Below are 24,080 nucleotides of genomic sequence, written 5' to 3'. Positions count from 1 at the left end.
CACCTAATCAAAGAAGCTCATGACATTCTGATTCTTGCCAAGGTTAGCAAGAGCCTGAATACAAGCAAAAACGCTGGCATCGAACAAGTCAATTCTTGCAGTACCACCGTCACCGTCTAATTTCTCATATTGCACAGCATCATCCACCTTTTCAATCGCTCTAACATTGCTCACACAGTATTCGTAAGCGTCAGAATGAAGATAGTAAAACTCTTTATTCTTAACTTTGAACTCAATCCGTCTGAATCCCTCTGATTTCAGATAAAAAAGCTGAGGTTGGTCAATCATCTTAAACCGAGCTTGTTTCATCTTCGTCAGAAACTCACGTCCAAACTTCCTATCCATTCCGACAGCAGCAATCTTGAACCCTTTCTCCCTCATCTTGATGAACCATTTAACAATATCATCATAGAGAACGGTCGGAGTATTGCTCATCGTCAGCCAACCATCAGACTGCCAGCCAAAAAGTGGAATGCCATCGTCATTAGCTTTCTTTTGAGCATTGACACGAGGAAAGAAAGCGTGTGTGATACAAATATCAACGTCTTTCTCGCCATCATGATAGACACCATAAAGGGCGGCTGCGGTCAAGTCATGCAATCTTGACAAGTCAGCTCCACCATACCACTGGATAGGCAAGCGTGCCAGTTCTTCCAAGGTCCAATCATAACGACTGTCTGAAGCAATAAATTCATCAGGATTGAAATAAGCGTTCATTGAGTTTGTAAAGACATTCAAAGTCTTGTTGAAGAACTCATTCCTAGTCTGTGGATCATTCATAGCCTGCTCAGCTTCTTCTCTCAGGGCTTTGAGCGATACCGTCACACCCCACGATGGGTTGGCTTTCTTAAGCACATTCTCGTCTAGGTAATCGCCCACATCTCCATCTGTTGACTGGTCAGCTTTGCAGATAAACATGAACAAGGAATCATCCTTGACCAATTGCTTAAGGACCTTTTGACAATATTTCAGACGGTTAGCAAGGAAACCAGTAGGAATATCACCAGCCGTAGAGATAACAAAAAGCATACTGTTTCGGTATGCTGACATTGTTTTCTTCATAAGACCGTACTTCTTGCTGTTTCTCATCGTGTGAGCTTCGTCTAGGATAATTACGTTACCGTTCAATGAGTCCAAACGACTTTCATCGTTGGCCAGTGCCTGGATAAAGAAAGAACCCTCAATACCAAAATTAGCAGTGATTGAGTGTTCCTGGTTGTTATCCTTAATACGAATGTTCTTGTCATTCCATCGCTCTACATTGAATTTTAAGAATCCAAAGGCTTCCATAGCTTGCTTGACCGAGTTGGCCACGATGTAGCATTTTGAACCGCTATCCGTGTCTAATATCTGATAAGCAAGTGCGATTGCAGCAGTAAATGAGGTCTTCCCATTCTTCCGAGCAAGCATGATAAGCGCTTCTTTGAACCTGCGCTCGTTTGACCCCTTGTAGTAGAATCCAAATAGATTAACAACCACAAAGTGTTGCCAGGGTTGCAAGAGTAATGGCTTGTTACGGATAGACACCGCAAACATATCATCACCCTGCTGATGGACTATCGTATTCTCGATGAAGTGAACAACGAAATCAACGATTTCCTCATCCATTTCAAACTCAGGATTTTCAAGATCACGCAAGAAACGTTCAGCTGCAAGAATGTTTTCCTCGCAATGTTCCTCTCTGTGAGAAATGACGTGCCGAGCATACTCTTTCGCTTTATCAAGATTACCCATTGCCAGTCACTCGCTTCTTCTTGATTTCGTTCTTGAACTTCAGGACCTCAGTAAGAACTGACTCACCCTCTTGTTCTACTACCTCACCAAGAGACTTAGGATTCATCATCAACTGATTAGAGTAGCTGAGGATGTCTTTCCTCAAAATTTCCATCGCTGTCAAGATTGGAACTTTGCGCTCATTTTCAGCACCAGCCTTATTGACGTAGGTGTCTGTTACTGGATAACCCATGTCAGCATAATCTTGAGCAAGTTTCTGATACTGATAGAGCATGCCTGCAAAAATATCAATGATCATCTCAAATTCTTTTCGATAAGTGCCCAAGTCTTTCATCTGCTTGACTACTTTTGACTTAATCGACTTTGCTGTAATTGGTTTAGCCAAAAACTACCTCCTTTCGTCAAAATCGCTTAGTTTTTACCCCCTTTTTGTTTGAAGGCCCCCGACTTGGAAAAAGTTCCCTTCACCGGTACCCTACTGGCCAAAATGATTTTTCAAAAAGAGGGGGGACTAAAAATTTTCATTTTTCATTTTTGAAAAAATTTAAAAATTCTTTTTTTCTTTTTTTCTGCCAGTACAGTCCTTGATTGATTACTCTATCGTTCACTCTATCATGAAACGTATTGTGTTTCTTATTCGTCAATGGCAAACAATTCCATTCGACAAATTCAAGCTCGGGATATTCAGACACAGGAAAGATATGATGTACCATTTCTGCTTGAACAGAAATTCCGTATCGCAAACTTTCTTGACAAAGATAATCATACCTTCGCATTATCCTATCACGAAACTTCTCCCACTTCTTAGACTTCAAGGATTGTCTAATAGGTTTGTTGTACATAGCAAACCTCCTTTCTCAATACTAAAAGGGACAGGTCGGTGACCTATCCCTCCTCATACAAGAAAACCATGCTATCATAATAAACCTTTTTTTGTGAGACTTCAAGATGCCTTTTGTCTCATTTTATTTTGTTTATAAAATCATAAGCCAATACAAAAACAAATACAAGTGGTAAGAAAAGAAATATCAATCCATTCTCAACTAACTTTAATACATCACTTGTCCCCCAATCAAAAATAACGACTAAAAAAATTAAGGTTAAAAAATAGACAACTAGATATCCTAAAAATAATCCCAATGTTTCATCCTCCATCTATACTAATTTTATCCCTCACTTTCACATATCTTATATTTTGTTAAACTCACTCTAAATCTCAAACCCTTACTAATCATAGGTTTTAAAGCGTTTCATTTTTTCAGTTTATGCTTAACTCATTATGTGAAAGTAATATCTAAAAAATTAAATGACAAAGTTCCGTAAAGCATCATCAAGCTCTGCTTGTTCTATCCCTATGTATCTCAGGGTAATTGCAGGTGATGAGTGATTGAACATTTTCTGTAATGTCCCTACGTCCTTCGTCTTGTTGTAATATTTATATCCGAATGTCTTACGCATTGTATGTGTGCCAACATTATCAATGCCAAGTTCTTCAGCTGCCTCATGTATGATTTGATAGGCTCGCTCACGAGTGATTGCTTTATTCTGACCTTGCCTACTCTTGAATAAGAAATGATGAAATGGTTTGCCCTCGACATATCTCCTCATTTCTTTCTTGAGTTCTTTTGTCATCCGTCTTGTTATCTGCTTGCCAGTCTTCCGTTCTCTCAGTTTGATGTGCCAGCCTTGAACATCTTTAACTTTCAAGGTAAGTATATCTCCGACTCGCAATCCAGTATTCAGACCAGTGATGAATAGCATGTAGTACATCTCATTCCATTCTTTGAGATAATCTTTCATTGCCTGAATATCATCATTATCTTTTATCGGTGATACAAATTCCATATTCTACCTCCTTTCCACAAAACAAAAAGCCAGCATTTGCTGACTCTTGACGATACTTCTGTTGGACAACTTTTCTGACTAGAATTAAGGATGATTCCTAAAGTGTGATGTGTGTTTTTGTTTCAGAAGTTCATGCTATCATAATAGACCTTTTTTCGTGAGACTTCAAGATATCTTTTGTCTCAATCTTATTTACAACTCACCTTTCAGTATAGCGTACTGTTCTAAGATAATCCTCCTCCTTCTATAAATTGTGGCTTTGCTCATGAATTTCTGTTCAGCTATTTCTTCCCATCTCAGTTGAGGATATCTCCAGCGCAGATTAAAGATTTCCTTATCTTCATCAACTAGACTGATCAGGAGTTTGTTAATAATAGCTTTGAACCCTTCGAGAAATTTTAAGGTTGGATCATCTGCGATTCTGATTGCGATAGTTTCGGTAGGTTTGCTTATTCCTACGCTAGGACCACTCTGAGTATCTGGGTTTCGAGTTTCTAATTCTAGCCTTCTCAAATCTATTGTCCGTTGAACGTTTTGGAATTTAAAAAGTTCTCTGTCTAATGTTTTGAGGTCTTCGTCGCTCAATTTCTTCAAATCCTACCTCCTCGAAATCTTCGTGACTGCTTCCACTTGATAATCTTACCATCGTTATTGTTGTTGAAATAATTCGGCAATCTTGCTGTTGGACTCTCTTTGTAGACCACTTTTTCAACGACCTGGACTTCAGGCATCATTTCATCATCTATCCACCCAACAAGCCACGCAGGATTCACATCATAGGTTTTAGCAATCATTTCAATTTGCTTAATAGACGGGTATCCGCCGCGTTCATATAAATGAATTGTATTTTGGGAAACACCTGTATCTCTGGCCATATCTTTGACGGAAATACACAAGTCCTCTCTAAGTTCTTTTAGTCTTAGCCGCATCTTGCTCCCCACTTTCTAGTATTAGCTTTTATGAATGCAGCCTGCTCTTGCATCTGCTTCCATTCATAATCCATGATAATTTCAAGTTGATTATTACAAAGGCTTCTTAAGAAATCATTTTGAGCTTCTAGTTTCTCAATATCCTTATAGGCCCTTTTATACAGTTCATCTTCCAGAAATCTAATGCGCTCTGACATTGCTTCTTGAATGATGATGTAATTTGGTTTCTTGTACTCTGCCATTACAATATTACCTCATCTCCTATTTTAAGAGATTCATAGTTTGTTTGAGTAACTACAAACACTCCATAATTTTGTACAGTGATAGTGTACGTGTCACCAATCTTCTCCTTGTGGGTGACTCTGCCTTTAATTTCTGCGCCTGAGTTATCAGCTTTATAAACGATAATCGGGCGCTTTTCTTCTAGTTCTGCAATCCTGCACATCTGCCAAATATTCAATCCAGCGGACAATAACATCCATATTGCGATAAATCTTTTCAATTTTCATTCTCCTCCGCAGCATACTGCAACCACACTAGGCACTCGTATAGATCCCTTGCGTGTTTCTTGATATTGCTTAACTCATAACCGTTTAGGTCATCGGATATTTTTAAAATATCGATTTTTATATTTTCAATAGCTAGAATAAAATCCTTTGTACCTTTCAATCTATGACCTCATTAATCTCAATCCCCGGGCAAAAGAAAATCCAGCCGAAGTTTAGTTTTTCAAGTTGTTGTTGGGTAAAGTTTGTAGCTAGGCAGCCCATAGAGAAGAATAGTTTCTTATCCACAGCATTATAATATAGCGGTTGTTTTGTTTCTTTCATCACTACTGTATAACGCTTTTCATTCTCTACTGTGTAGCCAAACATCCAAGCAAGAGCAAAAATTTCTTGATTATCTGGATCATCCACCCAGCTATTAACTTTCTCTGGTGTGTATAAGAGAGCTCTAAGCAAGTTTTTTCCTTTCGCTTTGCACTCCTCAATCCAAACCGCCACAAACTGCGGTATCACTGGTTTATTCAATTCTTGCCGAATCTTATCAGCATCTTTCAATTGATTACCAACCCATGCTCCCTCAAACTTACCTTGCTCGTAGCCCTCACGATATTTCATTGAACCGTAGTCGTCCCCTAATTCTTTAAGGATATCATTAAGCCATCTAGTCTGTGTCGTCGGATCAAACCCTCTGATTCGACGAACGACATCTTTTAACTTGAATGGTAGCGGTTCTGGTTCGTCTAAAGTCCGTAAGTCTTTCAAAACCAAATCAACCGAGGTCATTTTTTTCTTGCTAGCTTTAAATTTTTCGTATCGCTCAATTAGTCCCTGAATGTTCATTAAAATTCCTCACTTTCAATTTTTCTGATATCAACAACCTCTTCAAGATATTCCTTTGAACACCAGTCATATTCAACGCATTGTCTAATAAATCTTTTTTTATAAAAACAATGCTCTATGTATGCGATTGGAAATAGCAAAGCGATGAAAGGTGAACAAATGATTAAAAATAAATAAATAGCAATTCCACAAACTTTTGAGTCTGCAATATATTCATAAAAATCTACTAAATCTTTTATTCTTTTAAAATGCCTGATAAAAATAATATAGTTTTTTCTTTTCATCCTTCACAACTCCTTAAAACGGCAACCCATCATCTGAAATATCCATTGGATCACTTGCTCCAAAACTTGGTGGCATCTGGTTTTCCATACTTGACTGGTTCGCAGAATTATCCTTCTTTTCAAGAGTTTGAAAACTTTCAGCTACAACTTCCGTCACATAGACACGTTGTCCTTGCTGATTATCATAGCTACGAGTCTGGATGCGACCTGTGATTCCTACAAGAGCACCTTTTTTAAGCCAATTTGCGAAATTTTCAGCCTGCTGGCGCCACATGATGCAACTGATAAAATCAGCTTCACGATCACCTGCCTGATTCTTAAAATTGCGATTCACTGCCAAACTGAATGTCGCAACTGCAACATTTGATGGTGTGTATCGTAACTCAGGGTCACGAGTCAAGCGACCTACTAACACAACATTATTGATCATCTTTCTTTTCCTTTCCTGTCACACATTCAACAACTGAGTAACCGATAAAAAAGCACAGAAAAGTTATTCCAAATTCTTTAATAAATTCAATCATTTTCTTCCCCTCCTTCATTTTCTAGAACGGCATCTTGTATGAAAGTATTACCAATTTCATAGTATTTGTATTCCTCGGCTGTCACTTCAAATGTTTCTTCAACGTGCTTATTTCCTACATGTCCAGAAACGACTAGAATATATCTTCTTTTGGTTCTAGTTGGTACCAGTACCGAGCTTTTTCCTGTCATGACAGGTATGAATGTTGTGTGAGGTTCATCAATGTACTTGTCTACAACCGTCCCACTCGAAATCTCGTGACATGCTACGAGGAAGGATGCGAATAAAACAAGACATAGGATTTTAAAGCATCTCATTCCTTATCCTCCATGCAAATAATTATGGCTTTGTTATCTTCTTTGCAGATAAAAATAAGAGCTTCGCCTTTTTTCAAGTTTTTTAAATCCTTTTTTGTGAGTTTCACTTTATGGGCTTCGTGGCTTTTCCCGTTTATTTCAATCATCTGGCAGATCCTCCTTAGATGAACAAACTAGCTAGCCAAAGAACAAATGCAAAATATATAATCTTTGAAATGGCCTGAGTAAGTTTTTTTGAAATTTCTTCATCACTATAGATTGTTGGATTTATGAAGGTTATTAAAGCATCTACTCCCAAAGCTTGCCAAAACGAAATCTTTGCGACAGGGAGGATTGTCGTTACAATCTCATTCCAACCAAATTGAACAATAAACGGTGAGGCAATTGTTACGAGTAATACCCCAATGATGATTCCTAGTCTTTTCATTTTATAAATCCTCCTCTTTCACAAACACCCCGTCGATCATCTTTCCTCTGCGGTCCTTGATAACTTCATAAGCTTCTTCTAAACAACTTTCAGCTGTAGTGCCATTGCAAAATGAAACCGTACTGATCACGCTATCAAGAAACATCAAATCTGTTTTGATTAAAGGAATTTGTGTTTCATTGTGACAGACATGAGCGTATAGCTTCTGAGCGATATTGCCCAAGCTGGAAACCATCAGCAGCAATTCAAGTTCCTGTTGATTTGCTGAAACCTGAGCACCGTTCTTAATCTGTTGATCAAGCCCAATCAAAACTACCTGGATGTCTCCAAGCGCATCGTAAATCAGTTCAGATTTATCCTTTGCGATACCCTCAAACAACTCTCCTGACTCCTCCATCAACTTCAAGAACTGTTTGACAGGATTTGCTTCATGTAAATTCCTGTCAACAAACCACTGTTGAACCTTTTCTTCCAAATTCATTTTTGTATTCATCTTATTTTTCCTCCGTTTTCTTCGTAATCAAGTAGTAGCAATCAGCTGCTCCGTAATCAATCCTGATGTTCTCACCACTCATGCTTTTCCGAAATCGTGGATGACTGATTGCTGAGTAACTAGCTTGATGTTTTTTTAATTCATTGATTGCGCTATGTATATGGTCGAAACTCCCGATAATTATCTTGCGGTGACCGTTGTAAATGAAATAGAGATTTAACATCAATACCTCCTAAAATTTCATAAAAGCCATCCAGTGAGTCGTCCCACGTTGCTGTCCAAAAAGTGGTTGATGCGGAACCAATTCTAAAATTTCCTTAACATTTACTTGAGCATCAGACCATTTAAAGATAAGTGTTCCACCTGTTTTCAAAACCCTAAAACATTCTTCAAAACCTTGCTGCAAGTCTAATCTCCAAGTCAACAAGTCTAGTTGACCATATTGCGCACGCATGAATGATTTCTGGCCAGCCCAGAGAAGGTGTGGCGGATCAAACACAACAAGATTAAATGTTTCGTCATCAAATGGCATATCTCGAAAATCTGCAACAATGTCTGGCTTAACATTTATTTTCTTTTTGTGAATTTCAAATTCTTCTTCACGTCTATCCATGTATGTTGTGTGTGGCTCTTGTTTATCAAACCAAAACATTCTGGACCCACAGCACGCATCTAGTATTCGTATATCTTTCATCCCTTCACCTGAATCACATAAAAATTCCCAAATGATCTAAGCGCCTTGGCAACCTGCATTGCGACCGCACGAGAGACAAACCGAATAGCTCACCTTTCTTCTGAAAACGAGATATCAATTCCAGTCACACCGATTGTGACAGCCCTCAAGTACGGTTTTTCTTCTTTTGTTCCGTGTTTCAAAATAAACATCAGTTTCTTCCTTTCTCTAGTTTTTCTAGCATTTCTTGTTTCTTCTTCTCAAGGTCCTTTTTGGTCTCATCACTAGTCTTATTGACATAGTCTGGTTGTGACCATTCAGGAACATTTGATTTCTGATTGCCTGGATGTTTGCTGATTTTATTTTCCTTGTAAGCTCGCTCACGTTCATCGACTGCTGCAATAGTCAAAACTCCATCGTTTTTCCAATTTGTCAAAATCGCTCTGATATAACTAAAGTTCCTTTTACCATTATCAGCAGCAAGACCAATTGCTTTCAGAACAACTTTTGCTTCCATCCCATCCAAAGTGATGAACTCTTTCAAGATTTCAAATTGAGTTCCATCCAACGGAGCGATACGAGATTGATATTCTTCGACGATGAGTTCGACTGGATTTTTATCTACATCTTTCTCTATCTCTGTATCTATATCTTTCTCTATATCTATATCTCCGTTACGCTTTGTTACATCGCCGTTACATTGTAACGCTAATTGGTTCTCTCGAAACTTGCGAACCCTTCTGGCACTTGCGGTTTCACTACCTACCATCTCAGGAACTTGCTCCAAAAAATAATCTCTGTCATTTTTTCTAGTCAGTAGGCCTTTACTTTCCAAAAAAAGCAAAGTAATTTTGATGTCTTCAACATTCTCATCAATCATAAGAGCAATTTCTTCAGCAAGATTGTCAGCGAGTCCATCGTAGTAGATACACCCTCCATCTTCCAAGCTGATCAACATCATTTTGAGATAGATAATAGTGTGTGTATCGCCACCAGCAATCTTCCGAAGCAATTTCATTTCTTTTGATTTGAAAAAATCCTGAGTGAGTTGAATCCAGTAGTATCGCTTGTTTTTAACAGCCATTGATACCCTCCATTTCTCTACTAATCCACAAATGTTTCTTTTCGAGTCGCGGGATCAATATCCACACGTCGACCTGTTTTAAAATCAATAAACCCTTTTTCAACTTGAGGCGTTTGAAATTGAATCTTCTTTTTCGATCTCATGGCCATTTTAAGCTTGATATTCATCATCAGCGATTCAATCAAGACTACTGATACTACTGTGCCTACTGCGATAATTTGTAAATTGTTCATGTTTTTTATCCTCTTTTTGTGCTATAATATAGTCAAATAATTTTGCTAAGACCTTGTCCAGAAGCCTTTTAGTAAAGTTATTATATTTGATTAGAGAGCCATTCTTTGATGGCTCTTTTTGACCATTTCTTACCAGGTAATTCCTTTGGAAATCCCTTTAAGTAACGATAATTATCTGAAAAGGTGGCATACTTAATTCCTAGAAATTCGCAGGTAGTGTTCACATCCATCAACTCTGGATAGTGATCACTATCTTTTTCGATTTCGACTAGCCTTGTGATTGTGTCCTTGATAATAGATTTAATCCATTCAGATAGTGAAAGTAGAACATTGTCCATCTTCTTCCCCTTTCTAGACGTCATCAAATGAGTTTAATTTCATGATTTTCATCTTAGTGTTTGTGCTTGGCTCCCACGTCATCCAGTAGGCCAAGGCTGCATCTGCAAACTTTTTTGGTAGCAAGTCATAGCGACTGATATTAAAATGATCCTTAAAATCAATCTCAGCTTGTCTAAATACCGACTGAGCAAAAATCTTATCCGCATAAGCTGGACTATCAATACCGCCAAGGCAAGCCACGACACGAGCCTTACGCTTCTTCAGGAGCGATTGAGCATAGCTCGGATGAATCGGTTGCTCACTCTTGAGATAGTCAATATCTTCCAACATGGTCGCCTGCTGTTCACGCAACTTCTTCTGGCCAGTAAACAGAGCGATGAAAGCATCTTCATCCAAGTCCTCTCGGATAAATCCGCCTTGTTTTCTAATAGCTGGCAAGACCTCTGATGTCACCCAACGCTTAAACTCTTTTGCTTGTGGAAGCTTACTTGAAAGAATGAGAGAATAGAGACCAGATTCGTTGATGATGATAGTGTTTTGTGTTCGACCTAAATTGTCGGTGAGTCCGTATTTCACGGAGTCATCTTCATCAACGTGCCGAGAAATTGCGTCCAGTGGTTTAGCGTATCCTAAGATATCTGCAACATCCTTACCGACAAACCAAGGCTCGTCATCAATTGTCAAAGTACGGACTTCCTGCCCGTGAAAATTAAAAATTTCGTTCATAATGTTCCTCTTCTTACTTTTCCTAGTGTTAAAATAGTTTCCCAAACATCTAGCCCCTCAAGACTATCGATCATCAGCTGACTAAGTTGGTGATTTCTCTTCTGCCAATTCAGTATTATTTTCACTTGCATGTATGGACCTCTCAGTGATTTCTCCAAGGGTTTTCAATACCCAAAATATCTACGACTTTTTCTTTCACATAATCACTTCCTTTGCCATACTTCAGCAGTTCTGAAATGACCGAAGGTGCGACGAATACTTGTTTTGCCAACTCGGCTTGAGTCATATCCAGCTCAATCAAACGAGTTTTGATTTTAGCCTTGATTATCTTTAGCTCTTTACTCATATTTTTCCTTTCTATATTTCTCTGCTTCTTTTGAAATTTTCAAAAGCATTGAAAGTCCCCCAACTACTCCATCTAGATACCCTCGCCCATAATCTGTCGCTAAGAGTTCCAATAATTCTTTCAGGTCTTCTTCGTTCATCCCTGACCTCCTTTTAAAAAATTATCTAAAAAGTTAGCGAATTTCTTGACAACTCTAGTCAAATGTTTTAAAATGAAAACATAGAGAAAAGACCTACTAAAAGTAAGGTTTACCTATAGAAAACGGACGCCAATCAGTTTACTAGGCTTTATTTTTTAGTTGTCTCATTCGCTAACTCTTTAGCTTACGATTATTATTTTAAAACATTTGACTAAAAATGTCAACCATTTTCTACAAATATTTTAAAATTATTTTTCGTTTGCTTAGAAAGGTTCTAAAAAAATGTTCGTAGCATTCGATAAAATAAAGGAATTAGCTGATAAACAGGGAATTTCTATAAATGTTTTGGAAGAAAAACTTGGTTATGGAACTAACACTTTATATCGATTAAAAAGAAGCAATCCGAGTTCAAAAGTTTTAAAAGAAATAGCTGATTACTTTAATGTAAGTGCAGACTATTTACTTGGTCGCACGGATAATCCTACTATTGCTGGTGATTCAAAAGAGTATAGATGGCAAGGGAAGACCCTAAATGTTGAAGAAATGGCATCGAATGTCATGATGTTTGGCGGTCGAGAATTAACAGATGAAAAGAAAAAAATCATCCAGTCTATCATTGAAGGTTATCTAAAAGAAGCTGGTGATTAGAGGTATTGCTTAGTGACTGAAAAAGAAATTATAAGTCATTTTCAGATTCGTATTATCGATTTTGATGGAGATTTGATGCCTGATGAACTTGGATTTTACGAAAAAGAAACCAATACAGCTTTCCTGTCGAGTAAACTCAGCAATAAAGAGAGAGTTAAAGTCCTACTGCATGAATTAGGACACAAGGATCACACACGCTCAGAGTACCAGAACGCTCGACTACGCTGTGAAAACGAAGCTGATAGGAATATGATCCATCATCTCGTAAAAGATGCGATAGAAAGCTTAGACGACCCTACAGAGTTTGATTACCTCAAATTCATGTCCTACTACAATCTAAAAACCGTGACAAATGAAATCATGGTAAAAGAGGAATATTATAATTTAGCAAATATAATTTAAGGAGATGTTATGAAAAAGGAAAAAAGTTCTAATTCAAAGCCTTTTTATAAAAAAGTCTGGTTTTGGATATTGGTAGCTATCTTAGCTATCGGTGGTTCAAATGCTCTTACAAAACAAACGTCAAGCAAAGCAGACGAAGAAAAAGCAAGTGCGCTTAAAACTGCTCAAGAACTTGTCGAAAGCAAGGCATCATTTTCTGAGAAAACACTTCTCTGGTATTTAACAGAAAGTGCGAGTCACAAATATTCAAAGAGAGCTGCTCAGTATGCTGTAGATAATGTTGGTGATGTTTGGGTTAATGAAGCACTCGACATTGCAAAAGAAGAAAGAAGTGAAGGTAAGACTGACCAAGAAATCCTTAAAAGTTTGACAGATAATGATGCTCAATTTACTGAAGAGCAGGCTCTGAAAGCCATTGAAAAATTAAATGAATAAAAAAAGCCCCACAATCGCCCTCGCCAAAGTTTGATTGTGAAGCTTATCCTGTATAAAAATCAGCCATTAAAAAGGCCTCTTTTCTATACCCTATTTTACACCATGAAAGGGGTGATGTCAATATTCTCAATGTTTAGACCTTGTCCAGAAGCTGATAAACAAGGAGAATACAATGAAATATAATAAAACAAAATACCCAAATATCTATTACTATGATACTGCAAAAGGCAAACGTTATTACATCAGACGCTCTTTCTATTTTCATGGTAAAAAGAAAGAGATTACTAAAAGTGGTCTCACAACCCTTCCACAAGCTCGTGCAGCCTTGACAGAGATTGAGCAACAAATCCAAGACCAAGAATTAGGTATCAATACAAATCTAACGCTTGATCAGTATTGGGATATCTATTCTGAAAAGAGATTGTCAACAGGGCGCTGGAATGACACTTCCTACTACCTCAATGACAATCTCTATAAGAATCATATCAAGCCAAAGTTTGGTTCTGCCATGCTTAAAAATTTGGATAGAAATGAGTATGAACTCTTTATCGCTGAAAAGTTGCAGAACCATACCAGATACACTGTTCAAACTCTCAATTCCAGCTTCATGGCATTGCTGAATGATGCCGTGAAAAGTGGGAATCTGCTCTCAAATCGCTTGAAAGGTGTCTTTATTGGCCAGAGTGATATCCCTGCTGCTAACAAGAAAGTGACTCTCAAAGAGTTTAAGACTTGGATAGCAAAGGCAGAAGAAATCATGTCAAAACAATTCTACGCTCTAACCTATCTGACCATTTTTGGGTTAAGAAGAGGAGAAGTCTTTGGATTGCGCCCAATGGACGTCACTCAGAACGACAGCGGACGGGCTATACTGCATCTTAGAGACAGTCGAAGCAACCAGACCTTAAAAGGGAAAGGAGGGCTTAAAACGAAGGATTCAGAGCGATATGTCTGCCTTGATGATATCGGAACGGACCTTATCTATTATCTGATAGCTGAAGCTTCTAAGATTAAGCGAAAGTTAGGAATTATCAAGGAACAGCACAAGGATTATATAACTATCAACGAGAAAGGTGGTCTCATCAATCCAAACCAGCTAAATAGAAACTTCAATCTAGTGAATGAAGCAACAGGATTGCATGTAACACCTCACATGATGCGCCACTTCTTCACGACTCAAAGCATTATTGCAGGGGTTCCGCTTGAACAATTAAGCCAGGCGCTGGGGCATACAAAGGTTTATATGACGGATCGTTATAACCAAGTTGAGGACGAACTTACTGAAGCGACAACAGACCTATTTCTTAGTCATATTCGCTAAAAAATCCCCGCCAAAATCTCAAAAAGTCCCCGCCAATTCCCCGACCAAAATCCGAAAAATACCGAAAAATATCGAAAAATGATTTTTAGAATAGTCCCCAAAAGCCTGAAATAGAGCCAAAAAACTCCACCTGATTGGGTGGAGTTAAGGGAGATTATTATGAAAAAGAAAAGTTTAGGATTTTGCTACAACAAGTTAGGAGGTCTTCTTGTAACTGTCTATAGTATACCCAACCTCTCTTAAACTAATCTTAAAATTTCCTATGACCAAACACTTTCTAAAATATTGGTTTGTTCACGACCAGGACCTACTGAGAATGTTGAGATGCGAACACCAACCAACTCACTTACACGACGAACATAATTGCGTGCATTTTCAGGAAGGTCTTCTAAATTACGGACTCCAGTGATGTCTTCTGACCAACCTGGCAATTCCTCATAGATAGGCTTGCAACGTTTCAACTGTTCAAGACTAGCTGGATAGTAGTCGATACGTTGTCCATCAAGATCATAGGCCACACAGATTTTCACTGTATCCAAACCACTCAAAACATCAATAGAGTTCAATGAAAGATTGGTAATCCCAGATACACGACGACTATGACGCATCACAACTGAGTCAAACCAACCCACACGACGTGGACGGCCAGTTGTCGTACCATACTCATGACCTACTTCACGAATGCGATCTCCCACTTCATCAAATAATTCAGTTGGGAAAGGTCCGTCCCCTACACGACTCGTATAGGCTTTACAAACACCTACAACCTTGTCAATCTTACTTGGACCAACACCAGAACCGATTGTCACACCGCCAGCGACAGGGTTTGACGAAGTAACAAATGGATAAGTACCTTGGTCAATATCCAACATAACACCTTGCGCACCTTCAAAAAGCACACGTTTGCCATTATCAAGCGCATCGTTCAAGATAACAGACGTATCTGTCACATACTGCTTGATTTGTTGACCATACTCATAGTACTCTTCAAAAATATCATCAATTGAAATAGGAGTACTACCATACAATTTTTCAAACAGACGATTCTTTTCTGCAAGATTGCGTTCCAAACGTTCACGGAAAATATCCTTATCCAAAAGATCAGCAATACGAATCCCAACACGAGCAGCTTTATCCATATAGGCTGGACCAATACCCTTGATAGTAGTCCCGATTTTATTGTCGCCCTTAGATTCCTCTTGCAGACGGTCTAATTCAATATGATATGGCAAAATGACATGCGCACGGTCCGAAATGCGCAAATTATCTGTTGTCACACCTTCTTCATGAAGATAAGTCAACTCTTTTACCAGAGATTTAGGGTTTACAACCATCCCATTCCCGATGACAGAGATCTTTTCGGGGAAGAAAATACCTGATGGAATCAAGTGCAACTTAAATTTCTTACCATCAATCACAATCGTGTGACCAGCATTATCACCACCTTGATAACGAGCAATTACCTCTGCATTAGCTGAAAGAAAATCTGTAATTTTCCCTTTACCTTCATCACCCCACTGGGTACCTACAACAACAACTGAAGTCATAATAAAATTCGTCTGAGCTACTAGGAGCTCGTCCTTTCTCATATACATGGCAGGAATTTCACCCGCAATTATATCTTACAATTTATTATAAGAAAAAAACACTATTTTATCAAGAAGAAACAGTAGAAAAGATTTGGAAATTCTTTCATTTCTAAATACAGAAGCCTTTGATTATAAGTTAATTCTATATTTTTTAAAATATATCTATAACTATCGTTCGTAATTATGATATAGATACTTCCTATTGGATGAGAGTTGTACCACCTTGCAGTAATTTATCTAGATATAGACGATAAGCTGTTCTAAAGTGATATAGAGAAAAGTCCCTATCGCTTTTAATTTTAAATCGGATTAAATAATATAGTAAAAAACGAAGATGAAGTGATTCCCACTCTGAACAACTCTGACCTAAAGAGGCATATTCTTGTTCAACTAGTTTCAAAAAGACAAATTCTCGGTCATAAAATTTCTGAAGCATATAAAAATTCCCTTTCTTATTAGTAACACTAGTCTAACAAAAAAAGGAACTAAAAAAGCTTCAAATCCTATAAAAGAAGAATTTAAAGCTAAACAAACTAAAAATAAAATAAAGAGGTAATTACAGATTTAAAAATTAAAATTTGAAATTTCAACAGCCCACTATATTTATAAATAAAAAAACGCTCAGTTGAACGTTTCGATTTATACTCCGCCAGTAGGACTCGAACCTACGACATCATGATTAACAGTCATGCGCTACTACCAACTGAGCTATGGCGGATAAAAGCTAAGCGACTTCCATATCTCACAGGGGGCAACCCCCAACTACTTCCGGCGTTCTAGGGCTTAACTGCTGTGTTCGGCATGGGTACAGGTGTATCTCCTAGGCTATCGTCACTTAACTCTGAGTAATACCTACTCAAAATTGAATATCTATCAAATATCAAGAAAACCTTCGCTTTCGTATTCTCAGTTACTTTGGATAAGTCCTCGAGCTATTAGTATTAGTCCGCTACATGTGTCGCCACACTTCCACTTCTAACCTATCTACCTGATCATCTCTCAGGGCTCTTACTGATATAAAATCATGGGAAATCTCATCTTGAGGTGGGTTTCACACTTAGATGCTTTCAGCGTTTATCCCTTCCCTACATAGCTACCCAGCGATGCCTTTGGCAAGACAACTGGTACACCAGCGGTAAGTCCACTCTGGTCCTCTCGTACTAGGAGCAGATCCTCTCAAATTTCCTACGCCCGCGACGGATAGGGACCGAACTGTCTCACGACGTTCTGAACCCAGCTCGCGTGCCGCTTTAATGGGCGAACAGCCCAACCCTTGGGACCGACTACAGCCCCAGGATGCGACGAGCCGACATCGAGGTGCCAAACCTCCCCGTCGATGTGAACTCTTGGGGGAGATAAGCCTGTTATCCCCAGGGTAGCTTTTATCCGTTGAGCGATGGCCCTTCCATACGGAACCACCGGATCACTAAGCCCGACTTTCGTCCCTGCTCGAGTTGTAGCTCTCGCAGTCAAGCTCCCTTATACCTTTACACTCTGCGAATGATTTCCAACCATTCTGAGGGAACCTTTGGGCGCCTCCGTTACCTTTTAGGAGGCGACCGCCCCAGTCAAACTGCCCGTCAGACACTGTCTCCGATAGGGATTACCTATCCGGGTTAGAGTGGCCATAACACAAGGGTAGTATCCCAACAACGTCTCCTTCGAAACTGGCGTCCCGATCTCTTAGACTCCTACCTATCCTGTACATGTGGTACAGACACTCAATATCAAACTGCAGTAAAGCTCCATGGGGTCTTTCCGTCCTGTCGCGGGTAACCTGCATCTTCACAGGTACTAAAATTTCACCGAGTCTCTCGTTGAGACAGTGCCCAAATCATTACGCCTTTCGTGCGGGTCGGAACTTACCCGACAAGGAATTTCGCTACCTTAGGACCGTTATAGTTACGGCCGCCGTTTACTGGGGCTTCAATTCATACCTTCGCTTACGCTAAGCACTCCTCTTAACCTTCCAGCACCGGGCAGGCGTCACCCCCTATACATCATCTTACGATTTAGCAGAGAGCTGTGTTTTTGATAAACAGTTGCTTGGGCCTATTCACTGCGGCTGACGTAAAGTCAGCACCCCTTCTCCCGAAGTTACGGGGTCATTTTGCCGAGTTCCTTAACGAGAGTTCTCTCGCTCACCTGAGGCTACTCGCCTCGACTACCTGTGTCGGTTTGCGGTACGGGTAGAGTATGTTTAAACGCTAGAAGCTTTTCTTGGCAGTGTGACGTCACTAACTTCGCTACTAAACTTCGCTCCCCATCACAGCTCAATGTTATAGAATTAAGCATTTGACTCAATTCACACCTCACTGCTTAGACAGACTCTTCCATTCGTCTGCTTTAGTTAGCCTACTGCGTCCCTCCATCACTACATACTCTAGTACAGGAATATCAACCTGTTGTCCATCGGATACACCTTTCGGTCTCTCCTTAGGTCCCGACTAACCCAGGGCGGACGAGCCTTCCCCTGGAAACCTTAGTCTTACGGTGGACAGGATTCTCACCTGTCTTTCGCTACTCATACCGGCATTCTCACTTCTATGCGTTCCAGCACTCCTCACGGTATACCTTCATCACACATAGAACGCTCTCCTACCATACCTATAAAGGTATCCACAGCTTCGGTAAATTGTTTTAGCCCCGGTACATTTTCGGCGCAGGGTCACTCGACTAGTGAGCTATTACGCACTCTTTGAATGAATAGCTGCTTCTAAGCTAACATCCTAGTTGTCTGTGCAACCCCACATCCTTTTCCACTTAACAATTATTTTGGGACCTTAGCTGGTGGTCTGGGCTGTTTCCCTTTCGACTACGGATCTTAGCACTCGCAGTCTGACTGCCGACCATAATTCATTGGCATTCGGAGTTTATCTGAGATTGGTAATCCGGGATGGACCCCTCACCCAAACAGTGCTCTACCTCCAAGAATCTTTATGTCGACGCTAGCCCTAAAGCTATTTCGGAGAGAACCAGCTATCTCCAAGTTCGTTTGGAATTTCTCCGCTACCCACAAGTCATCCAAGCACTTTTCAACGTGCCCTGGTTCGGTCCTCCAGTGCGTCTTACCGCACCTTCAACCTGCTCATGGGTAGGTCACATGGTTTCGGGTCTACGACATGATACTAGTGCGCCCTATTCAGACTCGGTTTCCCTGCGGCTCCGTCTCTTCAACTTAACCTCGCATCATATCGTAACTCGCCGGTTCATTCTACAAAAGGCACGCTCTCACCCATTAACGGGCTCGAACTTGTTGTAGGCACACGGTTTCAGGTTCTATTTCACTCCCCTCCCGGGGTGCTTTTCACCTTTCCCTCACGGTACTGGTTCACTATCGGTCACTAGGGAGTATTTAGGGTTGGGAGATGGTCCTCCCAGATTCCGACGGGATTTCACGTGTCCCGCCGTACTCAGGATACTGCTAGGTACAAAGACTATTTTAAATACGAGGCTGTTACTCTCTTTGGCTGATCTTCCCAAATCATTCTTCTATAATCTTTGAGTCCACATTGCAGTCCTACAACCCCGAAGAGTAAACTCTTCGGTTTGCCCTCCTGCCGTTTCGCTCGCCGCTACTAAGGCAATCGCTTTTGCTTTCTCTTCCTGCAGCTACTTAGATGTTTCAGTTCACTGCGTCTTCCTCCTCACATCCTTAACAGATGCGGGTAACAGGTAGTACCTGTTGGGTTCCCCCATTCGGAAATCCCTGGATCATCGCTTACTTACAGCTACCCAAGGCATATCGTCGTTTGTCACGTCCTTCTTCGGCTCCTAGTGCCAAGGCATCCACCGTGCGCCCTTATTAACTTAACCTTATTTTTTGACCTTTCAGTCATAAACTCTTATTAATACTACAGCGTTTTCGGTTTATTTTCTTGTTACTATTTGATATAGATATTCAATTTTCAATGTGCATTACTTGGTGATCTCTCACCAATGGAGCCTAGCGGGATCGAACCGCTGACCTCCTGCGTGCAAAGCAGGCGCTCTCCCAGCTGAGCTAAGGCCCCACAAGACCTCTCAAGACTAAACAAGACCAATGTGCAGTTCCTTATCCTTAGAAAGGAGGTGATCCAGCCGCACCTTCCGATACGGCTACCTTGTTACGACTTCACCCCAATCATCTATCCCACCTTAGGCGGCTGGCTCCTAAAAGGTTACCTCACCGACTTCGGGTGTTACAAACTCTCGTGGTGTGACGGGCGGTGTGTACAAGGCCCGGGAACGTATTCACCGCGGCGTGCTGATCCGCGATTACTAGCGATTCCGACTTCATGTAGGCGAGTTGCAGCCTACAATCCGAACTGAGACTGGCTTTAAGAGATTAGCTTGCCGTCACCGGCTTGCGACTCGTTGTACCAGCCATTGTAGCACGTGTGTAGCCCAGGTCATAAGGGGCATGATGATTTGACGTCATCCCCACCTTCCTCCGGTTTATTACCGGCAGTCTCGCTAGAGTGCCCAACTAAATGATGGCAACTAACAATAGGGGTTGCGCTCGTTGCGGGACTTAACCCAACATCTCACGACACGAGCTGACGACAACCATGCACCACCTGTCACCTCTGTCCCGAAGGAAAACTCTATCTCTAGAGTGGTCAGAGGGATGTCAAGACCTGGTAAGGTTCTTCGCGTTGCTTCGAATTAAACCACATGCTCCACCGCTTGTGCGGGCCCCCGTCAATTCCTTTGAGTTTCAACCTTGCGGTCGTACTCCCCAGGCGGAGTGCTTAATGCGTTAGCTGCGGCACTAAACCCCGGAAAGGGTCTAACACCTAGCACTCATCGTTTACGGCGTGGACTACCAGGGTATCTAATCCTGTTTGCTCCCCACGCTTTCGAGCCTCAGCGTCAGTTACAAGCCAGAGAGCCGCTTTCGCCACCGGTGTTCCTCCATATATCTACGCATTTCACCGCTACACATGGAATTCCACTCTCCCCTCTTGCACTCAAGTTAAACAGTTTCCAAAGCGTACTATGGTTAAGCCACAGCCTTTAACTTCAGACTTATCTAACCGCCTGCGCTCGCTTTACGCCCAATAAATCCGGACAACGCTCGGGACCTACGTATTACCGCGGCTGCTGGCACGTAGTTAGCCGTCCCTTTCTGGTAAGATACCGTCACAGTGTGAACTTTCCACTCTCACACTCGTTCTTCTCTTACAACAGAGCTTTACGATCCGAAAACCTTCTTCACTCACGCGGCGTTGCTCGGTCAGACTTCCGTCCATTGCCGAAGATTCCCTACTGCTGCCTCCCGTAGGAGTCTGGGCCGTGTCTCAGTCCCAGTGTGGCCGATCACCCTCTCAGGTCGGCTATGTATCGTTGCCTTGGTGAGCCGTTACCTCACCAACTAGCTAATACAACGCAGGTCCATCTGGTAGTGATGCAATTGCACCTTTTAAGCAAATGTCATGCAACATCTACTCTTATGCGGTATTAGCTATCGTTTCCAATAGTTATCCCCCGCTACCAGGCAGGTTACCTACGCGTTACTCACCCGTTCGCAACTCATCCGCTCGGTGCAAGCACCAAGCTTCAGCGTTCTACTTGCATGTATTAGGCACGCCGCCAGCGTTCGTCCTGAGCCAGGATCAAACTCTCATTAAAAGTTTGAGTTCTCACTCATTTCTGTCACTGACAGATTTATTGTTTTTTTCATTGTTCAGTACTATAACTTCAGTTATAGTGCCCTGCACATTGGTTCGTCTTGTTCAGTTTTCAAAGGTCTTTGTCTCTCACTTCTCTCATGAGCGACAACTATATTAGTATATCACAGCTACCTGCCTCTGTCAACAGATTTTTTAAACTTTTTTCAAGTTTTTTCTAGCCACAATACACCATAGTCCGTACGGGATTCGAACCCGTGTTACCGCCGTGAAAAGGCGGTGTCTTAACCCCTTGACCAACGGACCTGAGTTTTTCAACTCTTTCTATTATACCTACTTTTCATCCTTTGTCAAGGACTTTTTTCAGTGAAGTTGATTTTTTCTTTTCTTCACTAACTTAACCACTGCTTCTGTCCGTGCAGTGTGGGGAAACATATCGACTGACTGGATATACTGTAGGTCATAGACTTTTACTAGTTTAGCTAAATCTCGTGCCAAGGTCGAAACATTGCAAGAAACATAGACCATTTTTTCTGGAACATAGGTCAGAATGGTATCCAACAGCTTATCATCTAACCCTGTACGAGGAGGGTCGACTATCAGGGCTTCCGCTCGGTAGCCATCACATTAGACCATAAAAAGAGAGGTTGAACCTCTCTAAATTTATTTTTCTTCACTCATTTTTGATTTTACTTCATCATAAGATAGTGCATGGGATTCCTCTTCTACGGTCTCAGGCATTTTACCTGTTTCGTAAAGAGATTTAATCTGTGTACTATCCAATGTTTCATATTTCAACAATGCCTCTGCAATCAGTTTGTGGGTTTCACGATTTGATTGAATAATCTCAGCTGCTTTATTCCGTGCCTCATTTAATAATGAACGAACTTCCTCATCAATCTCATAGGCTGTTTGTTCTGAAATTGATTTTTGAGGACTTTGTGCACCAAACATAGCATGATTACCTTCGTATTGAACTGGGCCAAGTTTTTCACTCATACCGTATTCAGTGACCATTGCACGAGCCATCTGTGTAGCTTGTTCAAAGTCATTTGAAGCTCCTGTCGTTTGGACATTAAAGATAATCTCCTCAGCTACACGACCGCCCATCAAACCTGCCAATTGCTCTTTCATGTCTTCTTTAGATAGAAGCATTTGATCCTCTTTCGGAAGTGCAATCATGTAGCCACCTGCACGTCCACGTGGTACAATGGTAACTTTATGAACAACACGTGCATTTGACAAGACTAAACCAACAATGGTATGTCCAGCCTCATGATAAGCAACCAATTCACGTTCTCTTTGTGATACTGTTTTATCTTTCTTAGATGGTCCAGCAATTACTCTGTCCTCTGCCTCATCAATATCTGAAGCGTCAATGATTGATTTGTTGCGACGAGCAGCAACTAAGGCCGCTTCATTTAGAACATTTTCTAAGTCAGCTCCCACAAATCCTGGGGTTTGTTGGGCAACTAATTTCAAATCAACATCTTCTGCCAGAGGTTTATTTTTAGCATGAACTTTCAAGATTGCTTCACGACCTTTAACATCAGGGCGACCAACTAAGACTTTTCTATCAAAACGTCCTGGACGGAGAAGAGCTGGATCTAGAACATCTGAACGGTTCGTCGCAGCGATAACGATGATCCCTTCATTTCCCTCAAAACCATCCATTTCAATCAAGAGTTGGTTCAAGGTTTGTTCACGTTCATCATTTCCTCCACCTAGGCCAACACCACGTTGGCGACCAACAGCATCTATTTCATCGATAAAGATGATGGCTGGTGCCGCTTTTTTTGCATCCTCAAAAAGAGAACGAACGCGGCTTGCACCAACTCCGACAAACATTTCTACAAAGTCAGATCCTGAGATACTAAAGAATGGAACACCTGCTTCCCCAGCAACTGCCTTAGCAAGTAAGGTCTTACCTGTTCCCGGAGGTCCCTCCAAAAGAACACCTGCAGGAATACGTGCACCAAGTTTTGTAAATCGTTTTGGATCTTTTAGGAATTCAACAACTTCTACTAATTCTTGTTTTTCTTCCTCGGCACCAGCAACATCTGAGAATCGTACCTTGATATCTTCTTTATTTGCAGCTTTGGCCTTGCTACGTCCAAAACTCATTGGATTTCGGCCACTATTTCCTCCCATATTTCCCATCATAGAGAATAGGAAGAAGAAGAGAATAGCAAATGGTACAACAGAGACAAGGATATTGATCCACATACCGCTTGAACTCTCATGTTTGACTGTTACTTCTGCCTGATGTTCAGAAGCAAGTTTTTGCAATTCTGAAACGGTTGAATCAGACGGAAGAATAGTACTTGAGAATCTTTCTACTGTTGTAGTTGTAGGAGGGAAAAATTGAATTCCCGTTTCTTCTTTACTAGTCTTAGAATTTTTATAAACACCAGACACTTCAATGACGCTACCATTTGGCTGATAGGTTAATTCTTTTACATTGTCTGCTGTAATTTCTTTTACCAGTTCTGTATAGTTAATTTTTTCGCTTCGTCCTGCAGTATTTCCAGAGTAAAAATACTGGAATCCTGTCACTAGGAAGAAGATAATTAACAAGTATAGAAATGGGTTTCTAACTAAACCATTATTTTGTTTTTTCATTAAAGATAGATCT

General features: G+C 40.6%; 30 protein-coding genes, 3 tRNA genes, 3 rRNA genes and 2 pseudogenes. 4 read left to right on the top strand and 34 right to left on the bottom strand.

Annotation, left to right across the window (positions count from 1 at the left end):
• Positions 1 to 3: 3 nt before the first annotated feature.
• The 24 genes and pseudogenes from ACLV7H_RS00250 to ACLV7H_RS00135 form a co-directional block, all read right to left on the bottom strand.
• Entirely contained in the window at positions 4 to 1,734 is a 1,731-nt protein-coding gene (locus tag ACLV7H_RS00250; RefSeq protein WP_411866040.1) for a terminase large subunit, read from the bottom strand.
• Complete coding sequence (locus ACLV7H_RS00245) at positions 1,727 to 2,119, bottom strand: P27 family phage terminase small subunit (protein ID WP_001118282.1); 393 nt, start codon at positions 2,117 to 2,119, stop codon at positions 1,727 to 1,729. The genes ACLV7H_RS00250 and ACLV7H_RS00245 overlap by 8 nt, the downstream gene beginning before the upstream one ends.
• 136 nt (positions 2,120 to 2,255) lie before the next feature.
• Positions 2,256 to 2,576 carry an HNH endonuclease gene (locus ACLV7H_RS00240; protein WP_195594768.1) on the bottom strand — a complete coding sequence of 107 codons (321 nt, stop codon included), beginning with the start codon at positions 2,574 to 2,576 and terminating at the stop codon, positions 2,256 to 2,258.
• Positions 2,577 to 3,036: 460 nt separating this feature from the next.
• Entirely contained in the window at positions 3,037 to 3,579 is a 543-nt protein-coding gene (locus ACLV7H_RS00235) for a site-specific integrase (protein ID WP_033585091.1), read from the bottom strand.
• A gap of 192 nt (positions 3,580 to 3,771) precedes the next feature.
• Positions 3,772 to 4,173 (bottom strand): transcriptional regulator, encoded by a 402-nt coding sequence (locus tag ACLV7H_RS00230; RefSeq protein WP_411866039.1) that lies wholly within the window; start codon positions 4,171 to 4,173, stop codon positions 3,772 to 3,774.
• The gene (locus ACLV7H_RS00225) at positions 4,170 to 4,508 is read right to left on the bottom strand and encodes a helix-turn-helix domain-containing protein (protein ID WP_411866038.1); all 339 of its coding nucleotides are present in this window, start codon (positions 4,506 to 4,508) and stop codon (positions 4,170 to 4,172) included. Before ACLV7H_RS00225 ends, ACLV7H_RS00230 begins: the two co-directional genes overlap by 4 nt.
• The gene (locus ACLV7H_RS00220; protein ID WP_411866037.1) at positions 4,499 to 4,750 is read right to left on the bottom strand and encodes a hypothetical protein; all 252 of its coding nucleotides are present in this window, start codon (positions 4,748 to 4,750) and stop codon (positions 4,499 to 4,501) included. Before ACLV7H_RS00220 ends, ACLV7H_RS00225 begins: the two co-directional genes overlap by 10 nt.
• The gene (locus ACLV7H_RS00215) at positions 4,750 to 5,010 is read right to left on the bottom strand and encodes a DUF1372 family protein (RefSeq protein ID WP_411866036.1); all 261 of its coding nucleotides are present in this window, start codon (positions 5,008 to 5,010) and stop codon (positions 4,750 to 4,752) included. Before ACLV7H_RS00215 ends, ACLV7H_RS00220 begins: the two co-directional genes overlap by 1 nt.
• A gap of 163 nt (positions 5,011 to 5,173) precedes the next feature.
• Positions 5,174 to 5,854 (bottom strand): DUF1642 domain-containing protein, encoded by a 681-nt coding sequence (locus ACLV7H_RS00210; RefSeq protein WP_411866035.1) that lies wholly within the window; start codon positions 5,852 to 5,854, stop codon positions 5,174 to 5,176.
• A complete protein-coding gene (locus tag ACLV7H_RS00205) occupies positions 5,854 to 6,138 on the bottom strand; it encodes a hypothetical protein (protein ID WP_124788199.1) in 285 nt (94 codons plus the stop codon). Before ACLV7H_RS00205 ends, ACLV7H_RS00210 begins: the two co-directional genes overlap by 1 nt.
• Positions 6,139 to 6,151: 13 nt before the next feature.
• Positions 6,152 to 6,568, bottom strand: a complete 417-nt coding sequence (ssb, locus tag ACLV7H_RS00200) for a single-stranded DNA-binding protein (RefSeq protein ID WP_270747357.1) — start codon at positions 6,566 to 6,568, stop codon at positions 6,152 to 6,154.
• Positions 6,569 to 6,654: 86 nt separating this feature from the next.
• A complete protein-coding gene (locus ACLV7H_RS00195; protein ID WP_411866034.1) occupies positions 6,655 to 6,978 on the bottom strand; it encodes a 3-dehydroquinate synthase in 324 nt (107 codons plus the stop codon).
• Entirely contained in the window at positions 6,975 to 7,124 is a 150-nt protein-coding gene (locus ACLV7H_RS00190; RefSeq protein WP_015997044.1) for a hypothetical protein, read from the bottom strand. Before ACLV7H_RS00190 ends, ACLV7H_RS00195 begins: the two co-directional genes overlap by 4 nt.
• Positions 7,125 to 7,138: 14 nt before the next feature.
• On the bottom strand, positions 7,139 to 7,405 hold the full coding sequence (locus ACLV7H_RS00185) for a hypothetical protein (protein WP_411866033.1): 267 nt from the start codon (positions 7,403 to 7,405) through the stop codon (positions 7,139 to 7,141).
• A gap of 1 nt (position 7,406) precedes the next feature.
• Entirely contained in the window at positions 7,407 to 7,898 is a 492-nt protein-coding gene (locus tag ACLV7H_RS00180; protein WP_411866032.1) for a MazG-like family protein, read from the bottom strand.
• A gap of 1 nt (position 7,899) precedes the next feature.
• Positions 7,900 to 8,121 (bottom strand): hypothetical protein, encoded by a 222-nt coding sequence (locus tag ACLV7H_RS00175; protein ID WP_411866031.1) that lies wholly within the window; start codon positions 8,119 to 8,121, stop codon positions 7,900 to 7,902.
• 9 nt (positions 8,122 to 8,130) lie between these two features.
• Complete coding sequence (locus ACLV7H_RS00170) at positions 8,131 to 8,592, bottom strand: class I SAM-dependent methyltransferase (protein WP_411866030.1); 462 nt, start codon at positions 8,590 to 8,592, stop codon at positions 8,131 to 8,133.
• Positions 8,589 to 8,783, bottom strand: a pseudogene (locus ACLV7H_RS00165) (hypothetical protein). Before ACLV7H_RS00165 ends, ACLV7H_RS00170 begins: the two are co-directional and overlap by 4 nt.
• Entirely contained in the window at positions 8,783 to 9,655 is an 873-nt protein-coding gene (locus tag ACLV7H_RS00160; protein ID WP_411866029.1) for a phage replisome organizer N-terminal domain-containing protein, read from the bottom strand. The pseudogene ACLV7H_RS00165 and the gene ACLV7H_RS00160 overlap by 1 nt, the downstream one beginning before the upstream one ends.
• Before the next feature lie 20 nt (positions 9,656 to 9,675).
• Entirely contained in the window at positions 9,676 to 9,888 is a 213-nt protein-coding gene (locus ACLV7H_RS00155; RefSeq protein WP_247925709.1) for a hypothetical protein, read from the bottom strand.
• Positions 9,889 to 9,968: 80 nt separating this feature from the next.
• Entirely contained in the window at positions 9,969 to 10,226 is a 258-nt protein-coding gene (locus ACLV7H_RS00150; protein ID WP_000370959.1) for a hypothetical protein, read from the bottom strand.
• A gap of 13 nt (positions 10,227 to 10,239) precedes the next feature.
• On the bottom strand, positions 10,240 to 10,953 hold the full coding sequence (locus ACLV7H_RS00145; protein WP_411866028.1) for an ORF6C domain-containing protein: 714 nt from the start codon (positions 10,951 to 10,953) through the stop codon (positions 10,240 to 10,242).
• 142 nt (positions 10,954 to 11,095) lie between these two features.
• On the bottom strand, positions 11,096 to 11,299 hold the full coding sequence (locus ACLV7H_RS00140) for a transcriptional regulator (RefSeq protein ID WP_038804347.1): 204 nt from the start codon (positions 11,297 to 11,299) through the stop codon (positions 11,096 to 11,098).
• Positions 11,292 to 11,438 (bottom strand): hypothetical protein, encoded by a 147-nt coding sequence (locus ACLV7H_RS00135; RefSeq protein WP_001001334.1) that lies wholly within the window; start codon positions 11,436 to 11,438, stop codon positions 11,292 to 11,294. Before ACLV7H_RS00135 ends, ACLV7H_RS00140 begins: the two co-directional genes overlap by 8 nt.
• Before the next feature lie 282 nt (positions 11,439 to 11,720).
• Between ACLV7H_RS00135 and ACLV7H_RS00130 the strand changes: the two genes are divergently transcribed.
• From ACLV7H_RS00130 to ACLV7H_RS00115, 4 genes are all read left to right on the top strand, one after another.
• Positions 11,721 to 12,086, top strand: coding sequence for a helix-turn-helix domain-containing protein (locus tag ACLV7H_RS00130; protein ID WP_411866027.1), 366 nt, complete (start codon positions 11,721 to 11,723; stop codon positions 12,084 to 12,086).
• 12 nt (positions 12,087 to 12,098) lie between these two features.
• Complete coding sequence (locus ACLV7H_RS00125; RefSeq protein ID WP_411866026.1) at positions 12,099 to 12,488, top strand: ImmA/IrrE family metallo-endopeptidase; 390 nt, start codon at positions 12,099 to 12,101, stop codon at positions 12,486 to 12,488.
• A 9-nt stretch (positions 12,489 to 12,497) separates the two neighbouring features.
• Positions 12,498 to 12,923, top strand: coding sequence for an Ltp family lipoprotein (locus tag ACLV7H_RS00120; protein WP_411866025.1), 426 nt, complete (start codon positions 12,498 to 12,500; stop codon positions 12,921 to 12,923).
• A 172-nt stretch (positions 12,924 to 13,095) separates the two neighbouring features.
• Complete coding sequence (locus tag ACLV7H_RS00115) at positions 13,096 to 14,244, top strand: tyrosine-type recombinase/integrase (protein ID WP_411866024.1); 1,149 nt, start codon at positions 13,096 to 13,098, stop codon at positions 14,242 to 14,244.
• 260 nt (positions 14,245 to 14,504) lie between these two features.
• Here ACLV7H_RS00115 and ACLV7H_RS00110 read toward each other — a convergent pair whose 3' ends face one another.
• The 10 genes and pseudogenes from ACLV7H_RS00110 to ftsH all read right to left on the bottom strand — a co-directional run bounded on the left by ACLV7H_RS00110 (position 14,505) and on the right by ftsH (position 24,067).
• Positions 14,505 to 15,791 carry an adenylosuccinate synthase gene (locus ACLV7H_RS00110; protein ID WP_411866023.1) on the bottom strand — a complete coding sequence of 429 codons (1,287 nt, stop codon included), beginning with the start codon at positions 15,789 to 15,791 and terminating at the stop codon, positions 14,505 to 14,507.
• 241 nt (positions 15,792 to 16,032) lie between these two features.
• Complete coding sequence (gene comW, locus ACLV7H_RS00105; RefSeq protein ID WP_045593760.1) at positions 16,033 to 16,269, bottom strand: sigma(X)-activator ComW; 237 nt, start codon at positions 16,267 to 16,269, stop codon at positions 16,033 to 16,035.
• Between the two features lie 208 nt (positions 16,270 to 16,477).
• Positions 16,478 to 16,551 (bottom strand) — tRNA-Asn (locus ACLV7H_RS00100).
• 5 nt (positions 16,552 to 16,556) lie between these two features.
• Positions 16,557 to 16,672: ribosomal RNA gene (gene rrf / locus ACLV7H_RS00095) — 5S ribosomal RNA — on the bottom strand.
• Between the two features lie 76 nt (positions 16,673 to 16,748).
• Positions 16,749 to 19,649 (bottom strand): 23S ribosomal RNA (locus ACLV7H_RS00090).
• A gap of 124 nt (positions 19,650 to 19,773) precedes the next feature.
• A tRNA-Ala gene (locus ACLV7H_RS00085) sits at positions 19,774 to 19,846 on the bottom strand.
• A gap of 51 nt (positions 19,847 to 19,897) precedes the next feature.
• A 16S ribosomal RNA gene (locus tag ACLV7H_RS00080) occupies positions 19,898 to 21,446 on the bottom strand.
• Together the 16S, 23S and 5S rRNA genes with 3 tRNA genes alongside form the textbook arrangement of a ribosomal RNA operon.
• 233 nt (positions 21,447 to 21,679) lie before the next feature.
• A tRNA-Glu gene (locus tag ACLV7H_RS00075) sits at positions 21,680 to 21,751 on the bottom strand.
• Positions 21,752 to 21,808: 57 nt separating this feature from the next.
• Positions 21,809 to 22,069: pseudogene (locus ACLV7H_RS00070) on the bottom strand (23S rRNA (uracil-5-)-methyltransferase RumA); the annotation flags it as partial.
• 39 nt (positions 22,070 to 22,108) lie between these two features.
• Positions 22,109 to 24,067, bottom strand: a complete 1,959-nt coding sequence (ftsH, locus tag ACLV7H_RS00065; RefSeq protein ID WP_045592596.1) for an ATP-dependent zinc metalloprotease FtsH — start codon at positions 24,065 to 24,067, stop codon at positions 22,109 to 22,111.
• Between the last annotated feature and the right edge of the window lie 13 nt (positions 24,068 to 24,080).

The sequence above is a fragment of the Streptococcus oralis genome (assembly GCF_965111685.1).
GTDB classification, from domain to species: domain Bacteria; phylum Bacillota; class Bacilli; order Lactobacillales; family Streptococcaceae; genus Streptococcus; species Streptococcus oralis_B.
Note: the sequence above shows the minus strand (reverse complement) of the source record. Positions and strands in the feature narration are given on the sequence as shown.